Consider the following 17040-nt stretch of genomic DNA (forward strand, 5'->3'; position numbering starts at 1 on the left):
CGCGCACGCCGTCAGCCGGACCTCACGGCCTTCGCCACGGCCTTACTCCCCACTCCTCTCACGGGGCCAGGGCGCGCCGCAGGACCGCCCCGAGCTCGGTGACCTGACGCTGGGACACCTCGGCGGACAGGATCGCGAGGGATCCGTGGAAGGTGCCGGGCCACTGGTGGAGCTCGACCTGTACGCCCGCCCGCAGCAGGCGCAGCGCGTACTCGATCCCCTCGTCGCGGTTCGGGTCGAATTCGGCGGTGGCGATGTAGGCGGGCGGCAGCCCGGACAGGTCGGCGGCGCGGGCGGGTGCCGCGTACGCGGTCGCGGGCCCGGGGCCCAGGTAGTGCCGCCACGAGGTACGGAGCTTGTCCCGGGTCAGCCAGGGGGTGTCGGTGAACCGCCGCTGCGACCAGGTCTCCTGGCGGTCGTCGAGCCCGGGCTCGTTCAGCAGCTGGAAGTGGACCGCCGGGCCCTGCTCGTCGCGCGTCCGCAGCGCCACCGCCGCCGCGAGGTTCGCCCCGGCGCTGTGTCCCCCGACCGCGATCCGCGCGGGGTCGACACCGAGGTCGGCCGCATGGCCGGCCGTCCAGCCCAGGACCGCCCACACGTCCTCCAGGGCGGCCGGGTACGGGTGTTCGGGCGACAGCCGGTAGCCCACCGAGACCACCACCGCGCCGCTGGCCGCCGCGATCCGGGAGGCCCACGGGTCCTCGGTGTCCAGGTCGCCCACGACGTGCCCGCCGCCGTGCATCCAGACGACGGCGCCCTGCGGCTGGTGCGGGCGGTAGAGACGGATGGGCACGGGCGGGTCGGCGGGTACGAGGCGGTCCTCGACGAGCAGGCCGGAGGTGTCGGGGGCCGGCCGTGCGGCGGCCAGTTCCGCGTAGACCTTGCGGTCGGCGACCGGATCGGTCCAGTCGGAGAGCGGGAACAGCGGTATGAATGCTTCGAGTTCGGGGTCCATGGCGACCATCCTGGCGGCCCCGGCCCGCGGGCGTCGTCCGCCACCCGTCGCGCATCCCGCCCCGCAGGCGCACCGAACGGCGCGGCCCCCTCGCCCTATCCTTCGGGCATGGAGGCATTGGCCGTACGGCTGTCGGGGCTGGATCCGTACGTCGACGGGGCGATGCGCATCGTCGCCTTCTACGACACGCTCATGCGCCGGCGGGTGGACCTGCCGGCCCTCGGCCGCGCGTCGGCCGGACTCGCCGAATGCGTGGTGGGGCTCCGGCTCCACGGCACGGGGCGCGTCGTGCGCGTGGCGCCCGACGGCAGGCCCGCCCCCGCCCCGCCGCCGCCCGCGTCCACCACGGTCCCGATCACGCTCGACGAGGAGGAGGTCGGCACGGTGTGGCTGGAGCGCCCCGGTGCGCCCGGCCCGCTCGACGAGGTGCTCCTGGACCGGCTGGCCCTCGCCGCCGCCGGAGCCGTCGAACGGTACGGTCCCGCCCGGACCACCATGGCCGACCCCGCCCTCGTCGAACTGGCGATCAGCGCCGACGCCGACGCGGCGGACCGGGCCCGCGCCCTGCGGCTGCTGGGCTTCGCCGCCGGGGTGCCGGTCCGCGTCCTCGCCGTCCGGTCGCCGCTGCCGCTCGCCCGCCTCGGCGCCCTGGTGTGCCCGGCGGGCACCGTCAAGGCGGCGCTCGTCGGTGACGTGGGCGTCGTCCTGGCCACCGCCGTCGACCCGGGCCGGCTCCCGGTCGACGCCCGTGCGGGCATCGGCGCGGACGCCGCCCCCGACCGCTCCTGGCGCCAGGCCCGGGCGGCCCTGCGGTTCACCGGCCCGCGCGCACCCGTCGTCGCCTACGCAGACCTGGGCGCGCTGGCCCTGCTGGCGGAGATCCCGCGGGAGGCCCTGCGGGACAACCCGGACGTGGCCGCCATCGCCCGTCTCGCGTCCGACCCGCAGGACCTGGAAACCCTGGACGCCTACTGCGCCACGGGCTCGCTGCGGCGCGCCGCCGAACTCCTCCACCTCCACCACAGCAGCGTCTCCCGCCGTCTCGAACACATCGGCCGCAGTCTCGGCATGGACCTCACCGCACCCGCCGGCCCCGTTCGTGCCGGGCTCGCCCTCACGGCCTGGCGGCTGCTCGCCGACGGCGGCCGGCCGGCGTAGGGCGGGTCCGCCGGACCGGGGTCAGCGGCGGTAGGCCCCGACGGCGATCCGGACGAAGGCCGTCACCAGCGGGTTCGCGTCGCCCTGCGGCCAGGCCACCACCACGGGGTTCGGAGCCATGTCGACGACCCGCACCAGGGCCAGCCCCTCGGGCGGGGCGTGAAGGAGCGGGGCGAGGCCGACGGTCCCGTTCCAGCGCACGGCCTGGAGGCACTCCTGCACCGCGCGGACGACGGGGCCCTCGCGGGGTTCCCCGCCGTGCCAGTAGGACTGCCAGAGCGGATCGGTGTCCGGGGGGAACCGGAACCACCGCCGGCCGGCGAGATCGGCCAGCTCCAGGCCGTCGCGCTCCGCCAGCGGGTCGTCCGCGCGCAGTACCGCCCCCACGGGGTCGGCGCGCAGCTCACGGGCGGTCAGACCGCTCTGGTCGAACGGCCCGCGGGTCAGGGCGACGTCGACGAGCCCGGCCCGCAGCCCGCACGTCGGATCGGCCAGGTCGGTCTCGCGGACGCGGACCTCGACACCCGGATGGCGCCGCCGGTACGCGGCGGCCAGGCGGTGGGCGCCCGGGTCGGCGTGATCGGTCATCATGCCGACCGTGAGGGTCCCGGCGCCGGCCGCGGCCGCCACCCGCACCCGCGCCCGCTCCACCCGCGAGGGGTTCTACGTCCTCTCCGGCACGGTGCGCTTCACCGTCGGCCACGACAGCCACGACGCCCCCGCCGGCACCCTCGTCGTGGTGCCGCCCGGCGCCCCGCACACCTTCGCCAACGTCACCGACCAGCCGGCCGTCATGCTCAGCACGTTCACCCCCGCCCGGTACGCGCAGTACTTCCGGGACCTCCGGGACCTGCTCGCCGACGGACGCCCGCTCACCCCGGAGGCGAACGCCACGGCCATGGCCCGCTACGCCACCCGCCCCGCCACCGAGTTCCCCGCCACCGGCCTCCCCGCCACACCGCGCACCTGACGGCCGTTCCCCTGGCTCCGCGGGCAGGCGGTACCCGAGTACGCGGCGTCCGGTGATCTGAGTAGCCGGACGCTGTCGCGGGCCCGCCCGTGCGGGTTGGCTGGGGGCATGAACGCATCCGATCCCCTTCCCCCGGTCCAGGCGGCCCCGCCGCGGGACCTCACCCGCATCTGGTCGGTCGTGGCCGCCGTCCTCTTCCTTCCCGCGGCCGCCGTCGCCGGTGTCCTGACGCTGGCGTCGGAGCGGGCGTCGCGGTGCGTGACGTACGGGGAGCAGTGCGCCTCCGGACTGCCGGGGTGGCTGTTCGGATGGGGTGCCGCACTCGGCGTCGTGGCGCTGGTCGTCGCCGTGGCCGCGCCGGCGGTGCGGGTCCGGCGGGCCGCGCTCGCCGTCCAGGTCCTCGCCGAGTGCGCCGCGCTGCTGGTGATCGTCAGCCACGCCTGAGGCCCGGCGGGGGGCGGTGGGGTGGTGGCGCGTCGCCCTTGCTACAACAGTGGACGATGGGTATCCGGGAACGCGAGCGCAAGGTGTACCGGCCGCTGCGGCGGGCCGGCCTGGAGGTGATCCCGAACGCCGTGCCGGACGGCACGGTGCCCTTCGTCGTCGGATACCGCTCCGAGGACGTCGCCGGCGGTTTCTCCCACCGGTACGACGCCCCCCGGCTGGTCGACCGGCTCAACGAGGACTGGTACGGCCTCGCCGTCTCCCAGGGGCTCTTCGACCACCGCCGCGAGTTCCTCGTCCAGCTCCCGCAGGGCACGCGTACGCACCGGGCCGCCCTGGAGCACCTGCACGGCGACCGTTGCGCCGCACCGGCGCTGTGGACCCGGGTCCGGCTCCTGGACCGCTGGGACGTCATGGGCCGGGGCGCGGCGTCGGCGTTCCTCGGCGTCCGCGCCGGTCACCCGGGCTTCGCCATGATGGCCCTCGACGGCGGGGTGTACATCAGCGCCTCGACGGGCGAGACCGGTGTCGGCGTGATCGCGGTCCGCCGGCCGGACCGCTCGGAGCACGTCCTGCGGCATCTGGAACGGATCGCGTCCGACGACAGCCCCTACGTCCTGCGCGAGTTCAAGGAACGGACCGCCGCCTGGCTCGCGGGCCGTCCACGCACCGCGGCCACCGGCCGCGCCGTCCCGAGCGGACCGTATGGTTCCGGCCGGTGACGGCTGCAGGGAGAGGACACGGCCACATGCCACGCGGACCCGGGCGCAGAAGGACGGCGCCGTCGGCGTGACTCCCGGGACCCTTCCGGTGCTTCACCGCGTCGATCCGGGGCAGGCGAGGGTCGGAGCGGGGCGGAACCCGCTTCCAAGACCGTCGGGAGAGGGAGTCGCGCTCGTGAACGACAGCATCTGGGCCTACCACCTGACCGTCGCCCGTTTCGAGGACCGGGACCTCACGGGCTACACGGTGGAGGCGGTGGACGGCAGCATCGGCAAGGTCGACAAGCACTCGTACGAGACCGGGAACTCCTGGATCGTCGTCGACACCGGCCCGTGGATCTTCGGCCGCGAAGTGCTGTTGCCCGCCGGCACGATCACCCGCATCGACACCGCCGAGGAGAAGGTCCACGTCGACCGGACCAGGGAACAGGTGAGGAACTCGCCCGAGTTCACCCGGGGCGGGCACCTGGGCGACGCCGGGTACCACCAGTTGGTCGGCGGCTACTGGGGCGGCGCCCCGCGCTTCTGACCACACCGCCCCACGGCCCCAGTCCGCTCAGGCCGCTCGGGTGGGCGAGGGCCGACCCCGTCGCGCACGGCGGGCCCCGAGACGAGCACCCCCGCGTAGGCGGCCGCGGCACGCACCCCCGGGTCGAGCAGGGCGGTGCCATCGGCACGGCGCCCACGACGGGTTCCGATCCCGAACACGACGAAGCCTCCGCTGTCCGGCCCCGTGCCGCAGCGGGGGTTTCGTCGTGTTCGGGCGGACTTCGGAGCGGGTGGCCGGAGCCGTTCCGGGGATTCGCGCGAAACCCCTTGCTCAATGGTCAAGAATCGTTGACCATTACTCCCATGCCTACCGATGATCTTCCCGAGACGTTCCACGTCACCACGGACGAGCAGCTGCGCGCCGTCTCCAACCTCACGCGCCACCGCATCATGGCGGTGCTCCGCTTCGAGCCCGCGACGATCACCCAGATCGCCGAGCGGATCGGCCTCGCGAAGGGGAGTTCCAGCTACCACGTGCGGCTGCTGGAGCGGGCCGGCCTGGTGAAGGTGGTCCGGACGCGAAAGGTCCGGGGGGTCAACGAGCGGTACTACGCGATGGCCGCGCGGTCGATCGTGCTGCCGGATCCGGGCGAGGGGGGCCCGGACATGCTGATGCGGCACGCGGTGGCGGACCTGGAGGCGGCGCCGGCGGACGGCGAGCGGCACGTGCGGATGGCGCACCTGCGGCTCACCGAGGAGCAGTTCGCGGAGCTGGGGGCGCGGCTGGAGGCGCTGGCGGACGAGTACCGGGAGCTGTCCGATCCGTCGCTGCCCGACGCGTCGCTCGTCTTCGCGCTGTTCCACCCGGCCTCGGGCCGGCAGGCCGCAGGGGAGGCCAAGTGACCTCGGACGTCCGGAAGCTGCCGACCGGATTCGGACGGCTGTGGACCGCGCAGACGGTGTCCTCGCTCGGTGACGGGGTGACCCATGCGGCGCTGCCGCTGCTCGCGCTGACGCTGACGCGGGATCCGATGGCGCTCGCCGTCGTCACGGCCGCCGGGACCCTGCCGTGGCTGCTCTTCGGGGTGCTCGGCGGCGCGCTGGTGGACCGCTGGGACCGGCGGCGCACGATGTGGGTCACGGACGCGGCGCGTGCGCTGCTGCTCGTGGTACCCGCGGCGGCGGCCGTGTTCGACGTGCTGGACATCGCGCTGCTCGCGGCCGTCGCCTTCCTGCTGGGCCTCGGCGGACTCTTCTTCGACACGGCCGCCACGGCTTATCTGCCCGATCTGCTCGGCCGCGACCCCGTGCTCCTGGAGCGCGCCAACTCCCGCCTGCGCGGCACCCAGACCGCCGCGTCCGGTTTCGCCGGGCCGCCCGCGGGCAGCGCCCTGCTCGCGCTCGGGCGGGCGGTCCCGCTGTTCGCCGACGCGGTCTCGTTCGCGCTCTGCGCACTGCTCGTACGGTCGCTGCCCGCCGTGCCCCGGCCCGTACCGCAGGCCCGCGAGTCGCTGCTGGGGCAGGCGCGGGCCGGCGCCTCGTACGTGTTCCGGGACCGGCTGCTGCTCGGGCTGGCGCTGCGTCCGGCGGTCGGGAACGTCGCCTTCGTCGCGGTGGAGACCGTACTCGCCCTCTTCGCGCACGAGCGCCTCGGCATCGGCACCTTCGGCTTCGGCCTGCTCCTCACCGCCGAGGCCACCGGCGGTCTGCTGGGCGCGGGCATCGCCTCCTTCCTGGGCCGGCGACTCGGCACCGGTACCGCGCTGACCTGCACGGCCGCCGTCGAGGGGCTCGCCGTCCTGGGCCTCGCCGCCGCCCCGAGCGCCTACGTCGCCGGCCTCGCGCTCGCCGTCTGCGGAGCGGGCATGGGCGCCACGATGGTGCTCGCCCCCTCCCTCCGGCAGACGATCGTCCCCGCCCACCTGATGGGCAGGGTCGCCTCCACCTCCCGCATGCTCGCCATGTGCGCCGCCCCGTTCGGCGCCTTCCTCGGCGGCTGGCTGGCCACCGCCTACGACATCCGCACCCCGCTCTACGCCGCCGCGTGCCTCCTCCTCGCGATGACGGCCGTCACGGCGTCCATGACCACCAACCGCCGCGTCGAAGCGGCCCTGCGCGCCGCCGCCCCGGCGGCCGCACCCGCCGCCGCCCCGGACCGCCCGGCGGAGCCGGAGCCCGTCCGGGAGGGTGCGCCCGACCCCGCGTGACGCCCGCGGGGGAGGTGCGGACCGTCCCTCATGTCCCGTGCGGCGAAGGGGAGTCGACCAGCCGTGAACTGGGCCACCAGCTGCGGGGGCCGATGTCGATCACGAGGGCGGGGACCAGGAGGGAGCGTACGACGAGGGTGTCGAGGAGGACGCCGAAGGCGACGATGAAGGCGATCTGGACGAGGAAGGCCAGCGGGATGACCATGAGCGCGGCGAACGTGGCGGCGAGGACGACGCCGGCGGAGGTGATGACGCCGCCGGTGGCCGTCAGCCCCCGCAGGACGCCCCGGCGGACGCCGTGCCCGAGGGTCTCCTCGCGCACCCGGGACATCAGGAAGATGTTGTAGTCCACTCCGAGGGCGACGAGGAAGACGAACCCGTAGAGCGGCACGGACGCGTCCGCGCCGCTGAAGCCCAGCACGTGCTCGAAGACCAGGGCGGAGACGCCGAGGGTGGCGAGGAAGTTCAGCGCGACGGTGGCGACGAGCAGGACGGGCACCAGGACCGAGCGCAGGAGCAGGACGAGGATGAGCAGGATGACGGCGAGGACGACGGGGACGATGACGGTGCGGTCGCGGGCCGCGGTCCGTTCGGTGTCGTAGGCCTGGGCGGTGTAGCCGCCCACGAGCGCGTGGGCCGCGGGTACGGCGTGCAGGCGGTCGCGGAGTTCCGCGACGGTGCGCTTCGCGGCATCGCTGTCCGGGGCCGCCGTCAGCGTCGCGTCGATCCGGATCCGGCCGTCCACGACCAGGGGCTCGCCCCCGCCGGGTCGCCCGGAGGCGGTGACGGGCGCGGCGGAGGCCACTCCCTCGGTCGCCCGCGCCGCCGCCTGCACCTCCGGAGCGGCGCCGGCGTCGGCGATGATCACCGCGGGCTGGCCGGAGCCGCCGGGGAAGTGCCGGCCGAGGGTGTCCTGGGCGGCTACGGAAGGGGCGTCGTTGACGAAGACCTCGTCCAGGGGGACGCCGCGCGCGGACAGGGTCGGTGCGAAGGCCGCCAGGACCAGCAGGAGCAGCGTCGTCGACACCCACACGCGCCGGGGTCCCCGGTCGATGAGGGCCGCGACCCGGCGCCAGAGCCGGCGGCCCTCGCCGGCGCGGTCGGACGCCCGGGGCACTGCGGGCCAGAAGGCGGTCCGGCCGAGGAGGGCCAGGACGGCCGGGAGGAACGTCAGGGTGGCCAGGACCGAGCAGGCGATGCCGATCGCCCCGACCGGGCCCAGGGCCCTGTTGTTGGTCAGGTCGCTCGCCAGCAGGGCGAGCAGGCCGAGGGCGACCGTGGCGGCGCTGGCGGTGATCGCGCCCGCCGAGCGGCGCACCGAGGCGACGGCGGCGGCCGCGCGGTCCTCGCGGGCGGTGAGCTCCTCCCGGAACCGGGAGGCGAGGAGCAGCGCGTAGTCGGTGGCGGCTCCGATGACCAGGATGGACAGGATGCCCTGGACCTGTCCGTCGACGCGTACGGCGCCGCGGTCGGCGAGGGCGTAGACGACCGCGCAGGCCAGGCCGAGGGCGAACACGGCGCTGATGATGATCAGGAAGGGCAGCAGCAGGCTGCGGTAGACCAGCAGCAGGATCAGCAGCACGGCGCCCAGCGCGACGCCCAGCAGCAGTCCGTCGATGCCGGAGAAGGCGTCCGCGAGGTCGGCCCGCGTGGCGGCCGGTCCCGCGATCTGCGCGGTCAGTCCCGGTACGGCCGCCGCCGCGCGCACCTCGTCCAGGACGGCGGCCAGTTCGTCGCCGAGGCCGGGGGACAGGGGGACGACCGCCTGGAGCGCCGCGCCGTCCGCGGAGCGCAGCGCCGGTGACGGCCGGCCGGCGATGCCCTTCCCGCCGGCCAGCCCGGCCACGGCCCGCGTGGCGTCCTGCTGCTGCCCGTCGCCGACCCTGCCGCCCCCGGAGGCCTGCCAGACGATGACCGCGGGTACCGACGCGGAACGCTCGAAGGCCTTGCGGGCCTCGATGACCTCGGTGGACTCGGCGCTCCGGGGCAGGAACGCGGCCTGGTCGTTCGTGGCGACCTCGCCGAGCCTTCCGGCGTACGGGCCGAGCGTTCCGCCGATGCCCAGCCAGACCAGCAGCAGTGCGACGGGCACCAGCCGGCGGGCCCAGCGCGGTGTGCGCGCCATGACGAACCTCCATTTGCTCAATCGTCAAGTATCTCAATCATTGAGAGATCATATGCTGGTTCCATGCGCAGCGCCGACAGCTCCCGTCCCGTACTTCCCTCCGACGACCCGATCGGGTTGCACTCCTTCGCCGTGCTGCTGCGGGCGATGAACGCGGAGTTCAACCGGATCGCCCAGGAATTCGCCCACGCGCAGGGCCTGCACCTGACGGACGTACAGGCGCTCATCGCCGTCCTGGACGCCGAACACGACGAGGACGCCGGCCCGATGACCCCCGGCGGCCTGCGGACGCGCATGAACCTGACCTCGGGCGCCGTCACGGCCTGTCTGGACCGGCTGGAGAAGGCGGGGCACATCCGCCGGGTCCGCGCGGCCGACGACCGGCGCGTGGTCCACCTCCACTACGCCGAGGCCGGCCGCACCGCGGCCCGCGCGTACTTCCGTCCCCTGGCCCGGGCCACCGATGCCGCCCGCTCGGCCTTCAGCCCGGACGAACTGCACGTCGTCATCCGCTTCCTGGCCGAGATGAACCGCGAGCTCACCCGGGTGGGGCGCTGAGCTACCCGATGGGGACGACGCGCGCCCACGCGGGCGGGGCGTCGGGGGTGTAGTCCGGGTCCTCCTCGTCCACGGCGCGCGGCACGCGCGGGAACAGACCGACGACCGTGCGACAGGGCGGCTGCGCGGAGGGCCACGGCGTCTGCCCGTCCGTGAGGGCGACGACCACGTCCGGTCGGGGCCGCGAGCGCAGCGCCCGCGCGAAGCCGGACCGCAGGTCCGTACCGCCGCCGCCGATCAGTTCCAGGTTCTCGGCACGGCACAGCGGCACGGCGACGCCCGCCGCCGCGTCACAGGAGATCACCGAGACCAGGTCGCGCCGTCCGCCCACCGCCCGCGAGATCGCCGCCACCTCCAGCAGCGCGCTGCCCAGCTCCGCGTCGCTCACCGACCCCGAGGTGTCGATCACCACGCACACCCGGGGCGGCATCCGGCGCAGGCTCGGCAGCACGACGCCGGGGAGGCCGGCCGAACGCCGCGACGGGCGCCGGTAGCTGTGGTCTTCGCCCGCCCCCGGCGCACCCGCGGCCGCGCGGACCGCCGCCCCGAGCAGCTGCCGCCACGGCTGCGGGGGGGTGGAACGCCTCGTCCGCCCACCGCCGCCACCCCTCCGGAGCCTCCCCGGGCCGGCCGGTGATCGCCTCGGACACCCGGAAGCGCACCGCGTCCCGCTCCTGCCGGCTCAGCCCGTGCGCCCCCTCGGGCCCCAGCTCCCAGGGTCGCGCCCGCCCGTCCGCCCCACTGCCGCAGTCCAGCCAGGACGTCCCCGCGGTGAGGCCCGCCATCGAGCACGTCCGCAGGTACTCCTCCATCAGCAGCCCCTCCGGCAGGCCCAGCATCGACGCCCGCACCGCCCCCGCCGGCATCGGCAGGCCGTCACCGTAGATGTCGTCGTTGATCTCGAAGTCCGCCGCGATGTTCTGCCGCAGCCGCTGCCCCGGCCCCTGCTCCCCGTGCTCCCGCGCGTACCGCTCACCGCGCCCGTGATGGTCCCGCAGCAGGTGGGAGACCTCGTGCACCCACACGCCCGCCAGCTCCTCCAGCGGGGTGCGCGCCACGAACAGCGGGGAGACGTAGCAGCGCCAGTGGGCGTCCACCGCCATCGTCGGCACCGACCGGTCCTCCACCACGTGCAGCGCGAAGAGCGCACTGGCGAGGTACGGGCGGACCTCGACCGCGTGCAGCCGGGCGGCCAGCAGCTTCTCCACGTCCAGGGGGACGGCCGGCCCCGGCGGAGGTCCGGGCACGGCGCCCCGCACCGGCCGCGGCGACGGCGGCGGGGCCATCGGCCGGGGCAGCGGGGGCGTCGGCCGGGGCGGCGGGGGCGCGGCCGGGGCCGCCGCGCGCCGCTCGGGCTGTTCCACGGCCCCGGTCACGCGCACCCGCCCGCCGCACCCCGGGCGCCGGCGGCCGCGGCGGTCCGGGCCACCGAGCCCTCCGCCCGCCGGGCCAGCCCGACCACCGAGGAGAGGCGTTCCACCGCCTCCGGCACCTCCCAGCCCTCGCGCCGCAACGCCGCCAGCGCCTTCGCCGGAGCGACCAGCAGATCCGGTGCGCCGGTCTCCAGCGCCCTGACCAGCACCGCCCAGGCCGCCTCCCAGCGCTCCCGCTCCGGGCGGGCGCCGACGGCGGCCACCACCGCCTCCAGCGCGGCCTGGCGCAGGTCACCGCGCCCGGGCAGTTCCGCGGCGCCGGGGTCGGCCAGCAGCGCGTCCGGGTCGGGCAGCTCCATCCGGTCGATGTGCGCGAGCAGTTCGAGGCCGGGCCCGTCCCCGACCGCGCCCCGGACCAGCAGTGCCAGCACCTCCCGGGAGACGGAAGCGGCCGTCCCGAAGGCGAGCAGCGTCATCGCGGCCTCCCAGCTGCGGGGCGAGGGCCAGGCACCGCCGCGCCGGGTCTCGGTGGTCGGCAGCCGGTGGATCAGCGTCGGCCGGGTGTCCAGGAAGCCGCACACCGCCCGGCGGGCGAACGCCACCGCCTCCGGCAGCGCCGCCGCGTCCAGCCGGGGCAGCTCCGCGCGCGGCCAGACCCCGCCGAGGCCGCGCACCACCACCTCCCGGTCGTGCACCCAGTACAGGTGCACGAACCGGTTCGCCAGCGGCGGGCTCAGCTCCCAGCCGTCGGCGGCCGACGCGCGGGGATTGGCGGCGGCCACGATCCGCACGCCGGGCGGCAGTTGCAGCGCACCGACCCTCCGCTCCAGGACCACGCGCAGCAGCGCGGCCTGGACGGCCGGGGTGGCGGTGGACAGTTCGTCCAGGAAGAGCAGCCCCCGCCCGGCGCGCACCAGTTCCACGGCCCACTGCGGCGGGGCCATGGGCACCCCGTTCACCGCCGGGTCCTCACCCACGACGGGCAGCCCGGAGAAGTCGGTGGGCTCGTGGACGCTGGCGATCACCGTGGTCAGCGGCAGGTCGAGGGAGGCGGCGAGCTGGGTCAGCGCGGCGGTCTTGCCGATGCCGGGCTCGCCCCAGAGGAGCACGGGCAGGTCCGCCGCGACGGAGAGGGTCAGCGCCTCCAACTGCTCGTCGGGACGCGGCTCGGTGGTGGTCGTCCGCAGGAGGGCCAGGAGGTCCTCGGCGAGGCCGAGCTGCGACCGGTCGGCCGTCGGCGGTACGGGCGGGGCGAGGACGGTGCTGGGGGTCATGGGCATCACCTGGAGGGGTTCGTGGACGGGAGACCCGTCGTGGGAGGGGCGGCGTACGGTGCTCGGGGCGCGGTACGCACGCGGGATTCGGGCGGTGCGCCGGGGATCCGGCGCGGAGTCGGCCGAGCCGCCGGGTCCGGGTCGGGCCCCGGGGCGTCCGGTCCCGCGGAGGGCGGTGACGGTGGGGCTTCAGCCGCGCAGGCCGGTCCGCGGACGGGTCCGGCCGGCGCGCTTGAGGTGCAGTACCTGCGGTAGACGACGGTCGAGCCGTGGCCGGTGGCCGCCGTCGCCCCCCGCCCCGTCCGCGGCGGGGTGCACCGGCACCAGGCCCGAGCGGAACAGCCCGTGCTCCAGGCGGCCCGCCAGCGCCCCCTTCAGGGCGTCCCGCAGGGGCCCCTCGCGCAGGACCGCGCCGGGGCCGAGCAGACCCTCGACCACGGCCAGGGCCCCGGTCACGTCACCGTGGCCGAGCCGGTCGCGGACGGCGGGCAGCGCCTCGGGGCTGCGGTGCACGGCGTCGATCGCCCGCAGGCAGGGCAGCACCGGCCCGCCCAGTGCCCTGAGCAGGTCCTCGCGGGCCAGCTGGGCCGGGTCGTGGTCGACCGCCGCCAGCACCCCGTCCCGCAGCGCGATCCGGTGCACCGCCCCCCGGCACTCGACCCGGTGCGGGTCCGCGGACCCGTGCCCCGGGCCCGTGTCCGGACCCGCTGCCGCGGCCCCGGGCCCGGCGGGCGGCGACGGGTCTCCGGGGCCCGTGAGCCCCGACGCCGCCAGTGCCGCCGCGACCAGCGGGTGCAGCCGTTCCGCGGGGAACAGCCCGGCCCGCAGGAGCTCCAGGTCCGGAAGGGCGCGTACCGAGGCCTCCGGCAGTACCGGGAGCGCCGCGATCCGCCGCGGTGACAGCGCCTCCCGTACCGGCCTGAGCACCGGGGCGTGGCTGTCGTCGGGGGCGACGAGTTCGAGCACGGCGCGGCTGCGCGCACCGAGTCGTACGGTCAGGGCTCCGCGCGAGCGGCCCTCGGCCCGCAGCAACAGCTCCGCCTCCGCCGCCCAGTGGTCCGGCGGCCACGCGAGCCCCTGGCCACCGGGCCCGCCGGGCGCGTCCGCGCCGCACCGCCATGCGAGTTCGGCGCTGCGCGCGCCGTCCCAGAGGTGGCGGTGCAGGTCGAGGCGGAAGCGACGGTCGGGGTGGGGGTGCGGATGGTGTCCGGGCGCGTCCGCCCGGGAGTCCTCCCAGAGCGCCAGCGACATCCGCTGGCCCGCGTCCGCCCAGGCCGGAGGCGTCCGCACGACGAGCCGGGCCGCCGCGGTGTCCGGGCCGCCGTAGCGGGCCAACGAGAGGGTGAGTCCGGGCCGCAGCCGCCCGTCGGGGGCGATCCGGGGCATGTGCCAGCGCAGCAGGTCCGGCGCCAGCCGGCGCAGGTCCGCCCGCAGGCGGGAGGCGAGGTCGGTGCCGTGGCGGACGCGCACGGTGCGCAGATCGAGATCGACGTCGATCCGGGCGGCGGCGCAGGCGCCCGCCCAGTCACCGGCCGCACGGCGGGCGGTCGCGATCTCGATCATGGACGGTGGCACGGCGTACTCGCGTACGCGCCGCCACATCAACAGGCGGGCGGGAACCGTATCCGCGAAGTGAGCTGCCATCAGCACTCACCTTGCGCGGACGATTCCTCCGATCCGGGAGAGGGGAAGGTCTTCATCGGCGGCATCATAGGCACCTCCGGGACGATCTGTCAGCCGCGTATCCGCAGGCCCTGCCGGCGCGTGCCGAAATCCAGTGGCCGTCCCGCCCGCCCGTGTGCGAGCCTCCCGGGGAGAGCCCACTTGCCTTCGAGGAGCCGATCCATGCGCCGACCGTTCATGTCCCCCGCGAAAGGAACGCCCCTCCACCTGAAGGACATGACGCTCTGTGCCATCCATTCCACGCACGCTGAACCTGGGCATCCTGGCCCACGTCGACGCCGGTAAGACCAGCCTGACCGAGCGGCTGCTGTACGCGGCCGGGGTCATCGGCGAGATCGGCAGCGTCGACGAGGGGAACACCCGGACCGACCGTCTCGAACTGGAACGCCGCCGCGGTATCACCATCAAGTCGGCGGTGGTCAACTTCCCGCTCGGCAGCGGGGATTCGGCGGTGTCCGTCAACCTCATCGACACCCCCGGGCATCCCGACTTCATCGCCGAGGTGGAACGCGCCCTCGGCGTCCTGGACGGCGCGGTCCTCGTCGTCTCGGCCGTGGAGGGAGTGCAGCCGCAGACCCGCGTCCTGATGCGGACGCTGAAGCGGCTCTCCATCCCGACCCTGCTGTTCGTCAACAAGGCCGACCGAGCCGGCGCCGACGTCGACCGCGTCCTGCGGGAGATCGGGCACCGGCTCGGCGCGCCCGTGATCGGCATGGCGCGGGTCACCGGCGGCCTCGGCACGAGCACGGCCCGGGTCACGGCCCTCACCCCGGACGACACCGCCTTCACCCGGCGTCTCCTGGACGTGCTCACCGCCCACGACGACGACCTGCTCGCCGCCTACGTCGCCGACGAGCGGTCCCTCCCGTACGCACGGCTGCGGGCCGCACTGGCGGAGCAGACCCGCGGCGGGCTGGTGCACCCGGTGTACGTCGGCTCGGCGATCACCGGCGCCGGTATCGCGGACCTCGTCGAGGGCATCGGGGAACTGCTGCCCGCCGAGCACGGCGATGCCCGGGGGCCGCTGTCGGGGCGGGTGTTCAAGGTGGAGCGGGGCGAGGGCGGTGAGCGGATCGCCTACGTCCGGCTCTTCTCCGGACGGATCGGGGCCCGCGAGCACGTCCCGGTCGCCGGCACCCGGTGCAAGGTCACGGACCTGGCCGTCTTCGACGGGGGCACGGCGGTGCGCCGTACCGTCGCCCGGGCCGGGCAGATCGCGACGCTGCGCGGCCTGTCGTCGGTCCGGATCGGGGACGTGGTGGGCCGGGAGCCCGAGGGCCGCCCGTACGGCCGTGCCTTCGCCGCGCCCTCCCTGGAGAGCGTCGTGGTGCCGGCCGACCCGGACGGCACGGGGGCCCTGCACGCGGCCCTCGCCCGGCTCGCCGAGCAGGACCCGCTGATCGGCCTGCGCCAGGACCCGGACAGCGGGGAGCTGACGGTGTCCCTCTACGGCGAGGTCCAGAAGGAGGTCCTCGCGGCCACCCTGGCCGAGGAGTACGCAACCGCCGTCTCCTTCCGCGAGACGACACCGATCTGCGTGGAGCGCGTCACCGGGACGGGAGCCGCGCACGAGGTCCTCGACCACGACGGGAACCCGTTCCTGGCGACGGTCGGTCTGCGCGTGGAGCCGGCCCCGGTCGGCAGCGGGGTCCTCTTCCGCCGGGACGTCGAACTCGGCTCGCTCCCGCTGGGCTACATGCGCGCCGTCGAGGAGACGGTCCACACCACCCTGCGGCAGGGACTGCTCGGCTGGCAGGTGCCCGACTGCGTGGTGACCATGACCCACTCGGGCTTCTGCAGCATCCGCAGCACGGCGGGCGAGTTCAGGGGCCTGACCCCGCTCGTCCTGATGTCGGCGCTGCGACGGGCCGGGACGGCGGTCCACGAGCCGGTGCACCGGTTCCGCCTGGAGTTCCCCCAGCACGCGTACCCGCCCGTGTCGCTCGCCCTGGCCCGCCACCGGGCCGTCCCGGGCACCCCCGTGGCCGTCGGGGACGCGTACCTCGTCGAGGGCCACCTGCCCGCGGAGCACGTACACGGCCTGGAGCGGGAACTGCCCGGGCTCACCGGCGGGGACGGCGTCCTGGAGACGGAGTTCGCCCACCACCGCCCGGCCCGGACCCCGCGCGTCCGGCAGCGGACCGACCACAACCCGCTGCACCGCGAGGAGTACCTCCTCCACGCCCACCGAAGGCTCTGAGGGCCGCTACCGACCCCGGCACGCCGGAACGGCCGCGGCCGCCCGGTCGCCATCGGGCCGCCGCGGTCAGGGGCGGAGGACGCCGGACTTCGCCGCGGTGATCTCGGCCAGCCGGGTTGTGCAGTCGTGGTCTCGGACCGCTGCCGCGCGGCGCGCGCCGGCGTCCGCGGGGCGATCGCGCAGGGCGCGACCGAGGTCGGCGACCAGCCCCGGGCCGGCCGCCGGCCCTCGGGGCTGACAGGCCGTCCGCTAGCCGTGCGGTGCCCGCGTCGCCGCGTCGCGGCGGAAGGCCCGGTCGCAGGCGGGGCCGGAGCGGGTGGCCGTGAGGGAGAGGTTCTGGAGGAGGCCGCCGTTGGTGAACTCCAGGTGCCAGGAGCCGCTCTCCAGCGCCACTGCCGGGGCGGGCTCCCCCTTGCGCGCCGCGACCCGCCAGCCGCGTTCCACCAGGGCGGACTCGAGGGCCGCCAGCCGGCCGTCGTCCGCGGGGCCGTTGCCGGACCAGTGCGCCAGGCAGTCGGCGAGGTCGCCCTCCCCGGCGGGGGACGCGGCTCCCGGGGCGATCCCGGCGGCCGTGGCGGCGGCTGCGAGTTCCGCCTCGACCGTGCCGCGCGAGGGGTCCTTCCCGGCGCGGGCGGGGGCTCGGCCGTCGGCGGGTTCCCGGACCCAGCCGGCCCCGCGGGCCGGCTCGGACGGCGCCCGGACGATCTCGCCGATGACGAGGCTGCCCGCGAGTGCCGTGACGGCCGCGGCCGTCACCGCCACGGTCCTGCCCCGGCTGCTGTTCACGTCCGTACCCTCCACACCTGTGTGACCTGCACCGAAGCGGTGTGCTCCGGTGCAGGTCACAGGCTAAGGCGTGGCCGACCCGTCAGGACCGGCCGA

At 75.8% G+C, this 17040-nt stretch carries 13 protein-coding genes and 3 pseudogenes; 9 read left to right on the forward strand and 7 right to left on the reverse strand.

Annotated elements, in window-relative coordinates:
* Positions 1-58 precede the first annotated feature (58 nt).
* Positions 59-955, reverse strand: a complete 897-nt coding sequence (locus tag ACIRBY_RS14940) for an alpha/beta hydrolase (RefSeq protein ID WP_403900750.1) — start codon at positions 953-955, stop codon at positions 59-61.
* Positions 956-1063: 108 nt separating this feature from the next.
* On the opposite strand from ACIRBY_RS14940, the gene ACIRBY_RS14945 reads away from it, so the two are divergent.
* Complete coding sequence (locus tag ACIRBY_RS14945) at positions 1064-2113, forward strand: helix-turn-helix domain-containing protein (RefSeq protein WP_403900752.1); 1050 nt, start codon at positions 1064-1066, stop codon at positions 2111-2113.
* 21 nt (positions 2114-2134) lie between these two features.
* Here ACIRBY_RS14945 and ACIRBY_RS14950 read toward each other — a convergent pair.
* A pseudogene (locus ACIRBY_RS14950) lies at positions 2135-2767 on the reverse strand (LysR family substrate-binding domain-containing protein); the annotation flags it as partial.
* 1 nt (position 2768) lies between these two features.
* Between ACIRBY_RS14950 and ACIRBY_RS14955 the strand changes: the two are divergent.
* The 6 genes and pseudogenes from ACIRBY_RS14955 to ACIRBY_RS14980 all read left to right on the forward strand — a co-directional run.
* Positions 2769-3083 (forward strand): annotated as a pseudogene (locus ACIRBY_RS14955) (cupin domain-containing protein); the annotation flags it as partial.
* Positions 3084-3191: 108 nt separating this feature from the next.
* The gene (locus tag ACIRBY_RS14960; protein ID WP_403900754.1) at positions 3192-3527 is read left to right on the forward strand and encodes a hypothetical protein; all 336 of its coding nucleotides are present in this window, start codon (positions 3192-3194) and stop codon (positions 3525-3527) included.
* A 56-nt stretch (positions 3528-3583) separates the two neighbouring features.
* Positions 3584-4249 carry a hypothetical protein gene (locus ACIRBY_RS14965; RefSeq protein WP_403900756.1) on the forward strand — a complete coding sequence of 222 codons (666 nt, stop codon included), beginning with the start codon at positions 3584-3586 and terminating at the stop codon, positions 4247-4249.
* A gap of 175 nt (positions 4250-4424) precedes the next feature.
* Positions 4425-4778, forward strand: coding sequence for a PRC-barrel domain-containing protein (locus ACIRBY_RS14970; RefSeq protein ID WP_403900758.1), 354 nt, complete (start codon positions 4425-4427; stop codon positions 4776-4778).
* Positions 4779-5101: 323 nt separating this feature from the next.
* Positions 5102-5641, forward strand: coding sequence for an ArsR/SmtB family transcription factor (locus ACIRBY_RS14975; protein ID WP_403900760.1), 540 nt, complete (start codon positions 5102-5104; stop codon positions 5639-5641).
* Positions 5638-6945 carry an MFS transporter gene (locus ACIRBY_RS14980; RefSeq protein WP_403900762.1) on the forward strand — a complete coding sequence of 436 codons (1308 nt, stop codon included), beginning with the start codon at positions 5638-5640 and terminating at the stop codon, positions 6943-6945. The genes ACIRBY_RS14975 and ACIRBY_RS14980 overlap by 4 nt, the downstream gene beginning before the upstream one ends.
* Before the next feature lie 28 nt (positions 6946-6973).
* On the opposite strand, the gene ACIRBY_RS14985 is transcribed toward ACIRBY_RS14980, so the two are convergent.
* Complete coding sequence (locus tag ACIRBY_RS14985; protein ID WP_403900764.1) at positions 6974-9070, reverse strand: MMPL family transporter; 2097 nt, start codon at positions 9068-9070, stop codon at positions 6974-6976.
* Between the two features lie 63 nt (positions 9071-9133).
* Here ACIRBY_RS14985 and ACIRBY_RS14990 point away from each other — a divergent pair, with 63 nt between their 5' ends.
* Positions 9134-9628 (forward strand): MarR family winged helix-turn-helix transcriptional regulator, encoded by a 495-nt coding sequence (locus tag ACIRBY_RS14990; RefSeq protein ID WP_403900766.1) that lies wholly within the window; start codon positions 9134-9136, stop codon positions 9626-9628.
* Between the two features lies 1 nt (position 9629).
* On the opposite strand, the pseudogene ACIRBY_RS14995 reads toward ACIRBY_RS14990, so the two are convergent.
* The 3 genes and pseudogenes from ACIRBY_RS14995 to ACIRBY_RS15005 all read right to left on the reverse strand — a co-directional run bounded on the left by ACIRBY_RS14995 (position 9630) and on the right by ACIRBY_RS15005 (position 13919).
* Positions 9630-10836: pseudogene (locus ACIRBY_RS14995) on the reverse strand (VWA-like domain-containing protein).
* Positions 10837-11000: 164 nt separating this feature from the next.
* Positions 11001-12275, reverse strand: coding sequence for an AAA family ATPase (locus ACIRBY_RS15000; protein ID WP_403900768.1), 1275 nt, complete (start codon positions 12273-12275; stop codon positions 11001-11003).
* Between the two features lie 189 nt (positions 12276-12464).
* Positions 12465-13919, reverse strand: coding sequence for a hypothetical protein (locus ACIRBY_RS15005; RefSeq protein WP_403900770.1), 1455 nt, complete (start codon positions 13917-13919; stop codon positions 12465-12467).
* 265 nt (positions 13920-14184) lie between these two features.
* Here ACIRBY_RS15005 and ACIRBY_RS15010 point away from each other — a divergent pair, with 265 nt between their 5' ends.
* Positions 14185-16158: a GTP-binding protein gene (locus ACIRBY_RS15010; RefSeq protein WP_403900772.1), complete on the forward strand. Its 1974-nt coding sequence runs from the start codon at positions 14185-14187 to the stop codon at positions 16156-16158.
* A 249-nt stretch (positions 16159-16407) separates the two neighbouring features.
* Here the strand turns inward: ACIRBY_RS15010 and ACIRBY_RS15015 are convergent, their stop codons facing one another.
* A complete protein-coding gene (locus tag ACIRBY_RS15015) occupies positions 16408-16944 on the reverse strand; it encodes a hypothetical protein (protein ID WP_403900774.1) in 537 nt (178 codons plus the stop codon).
* Positions 16945-17040 lie beyond the last annotated feature (96 nt).

The sequence above is a fragment of the Streptomyces sp. NPDC096136 genome (assembly GCF_044763325.1).
GTDB lineage: Bacteria > Actinomycetota > Actinomycetes > Streptomycetales > Streptomycetaceae > Streptomyces.

Bases quoted from the DNA above. Each gene is read 5' to 3' on its own strand.
- ACIRBY_RS14965 (WP_403900756.1), top strand. From the start codon at position 3,584: ATGGGTATCCGGGAACGCGAGCGCAAGGTGTACCGGCCGCTGCGGCGG.
- ACIRBY_RS14975 (WP_403900760.1), top strand. From the start codon at position 5,102: ATGCCTACCGATGATCTTCCCGAGACGTTCCACGTCACCACGGACGAG.
- ACIRBY_RS15005 (WP_403900770.1), bottom strand. From the start codon at position 13,919: ATGGCAGCTCACTTCGCGGATACGGTTCCCGCCCGCCTGTTGATGTGG.
- ACIRBY_RS15000 (WP_403900768.1), bottom strand. From the start codon at position 12,275: ATGACCCCCAGCACCGTCCTCGCCCCGCCCGTACCGCCGACGGCCGAC.
- ACIRBY_RS14990 (WP_403900766.1), top strand. From the start codon at position 9,134: ATGCGCAGCGCCGACAGCTCCCGTCCCGTACTTCCCTCCGACGACCCG.
- ACIRBY_RS14985 (WP_403900764.1), bottom strand. From the start codon at position 9,070: ATGGCGCGCACACCGCGCTGGGCCCGCCGGCTGGTGCCCGTCGCACTG.
- ACIRBY_RS14960 (WP_403900754.1), top strand. From the start codon at position 3,192: ATGAACGCATCCGATCCCCTTCCCCCGGTCCAGGCGGCCCCGCCGCGG.
- ACIRBY_RS14945 (WP_403900752.1), top strand. From the start codon at position 1,064: ATGGAGGCATTGGCCGTACGGCTGTCGGGGCTGGATCCGTACGTCGAC.
- ACIRBY_RS14940 (WP_403900750.1), bottom strand. From the start codon at position 955: ATGGACCCCGAACTCGAAGCATTCATACCGCTGTTCCCGCTCTCCGAC.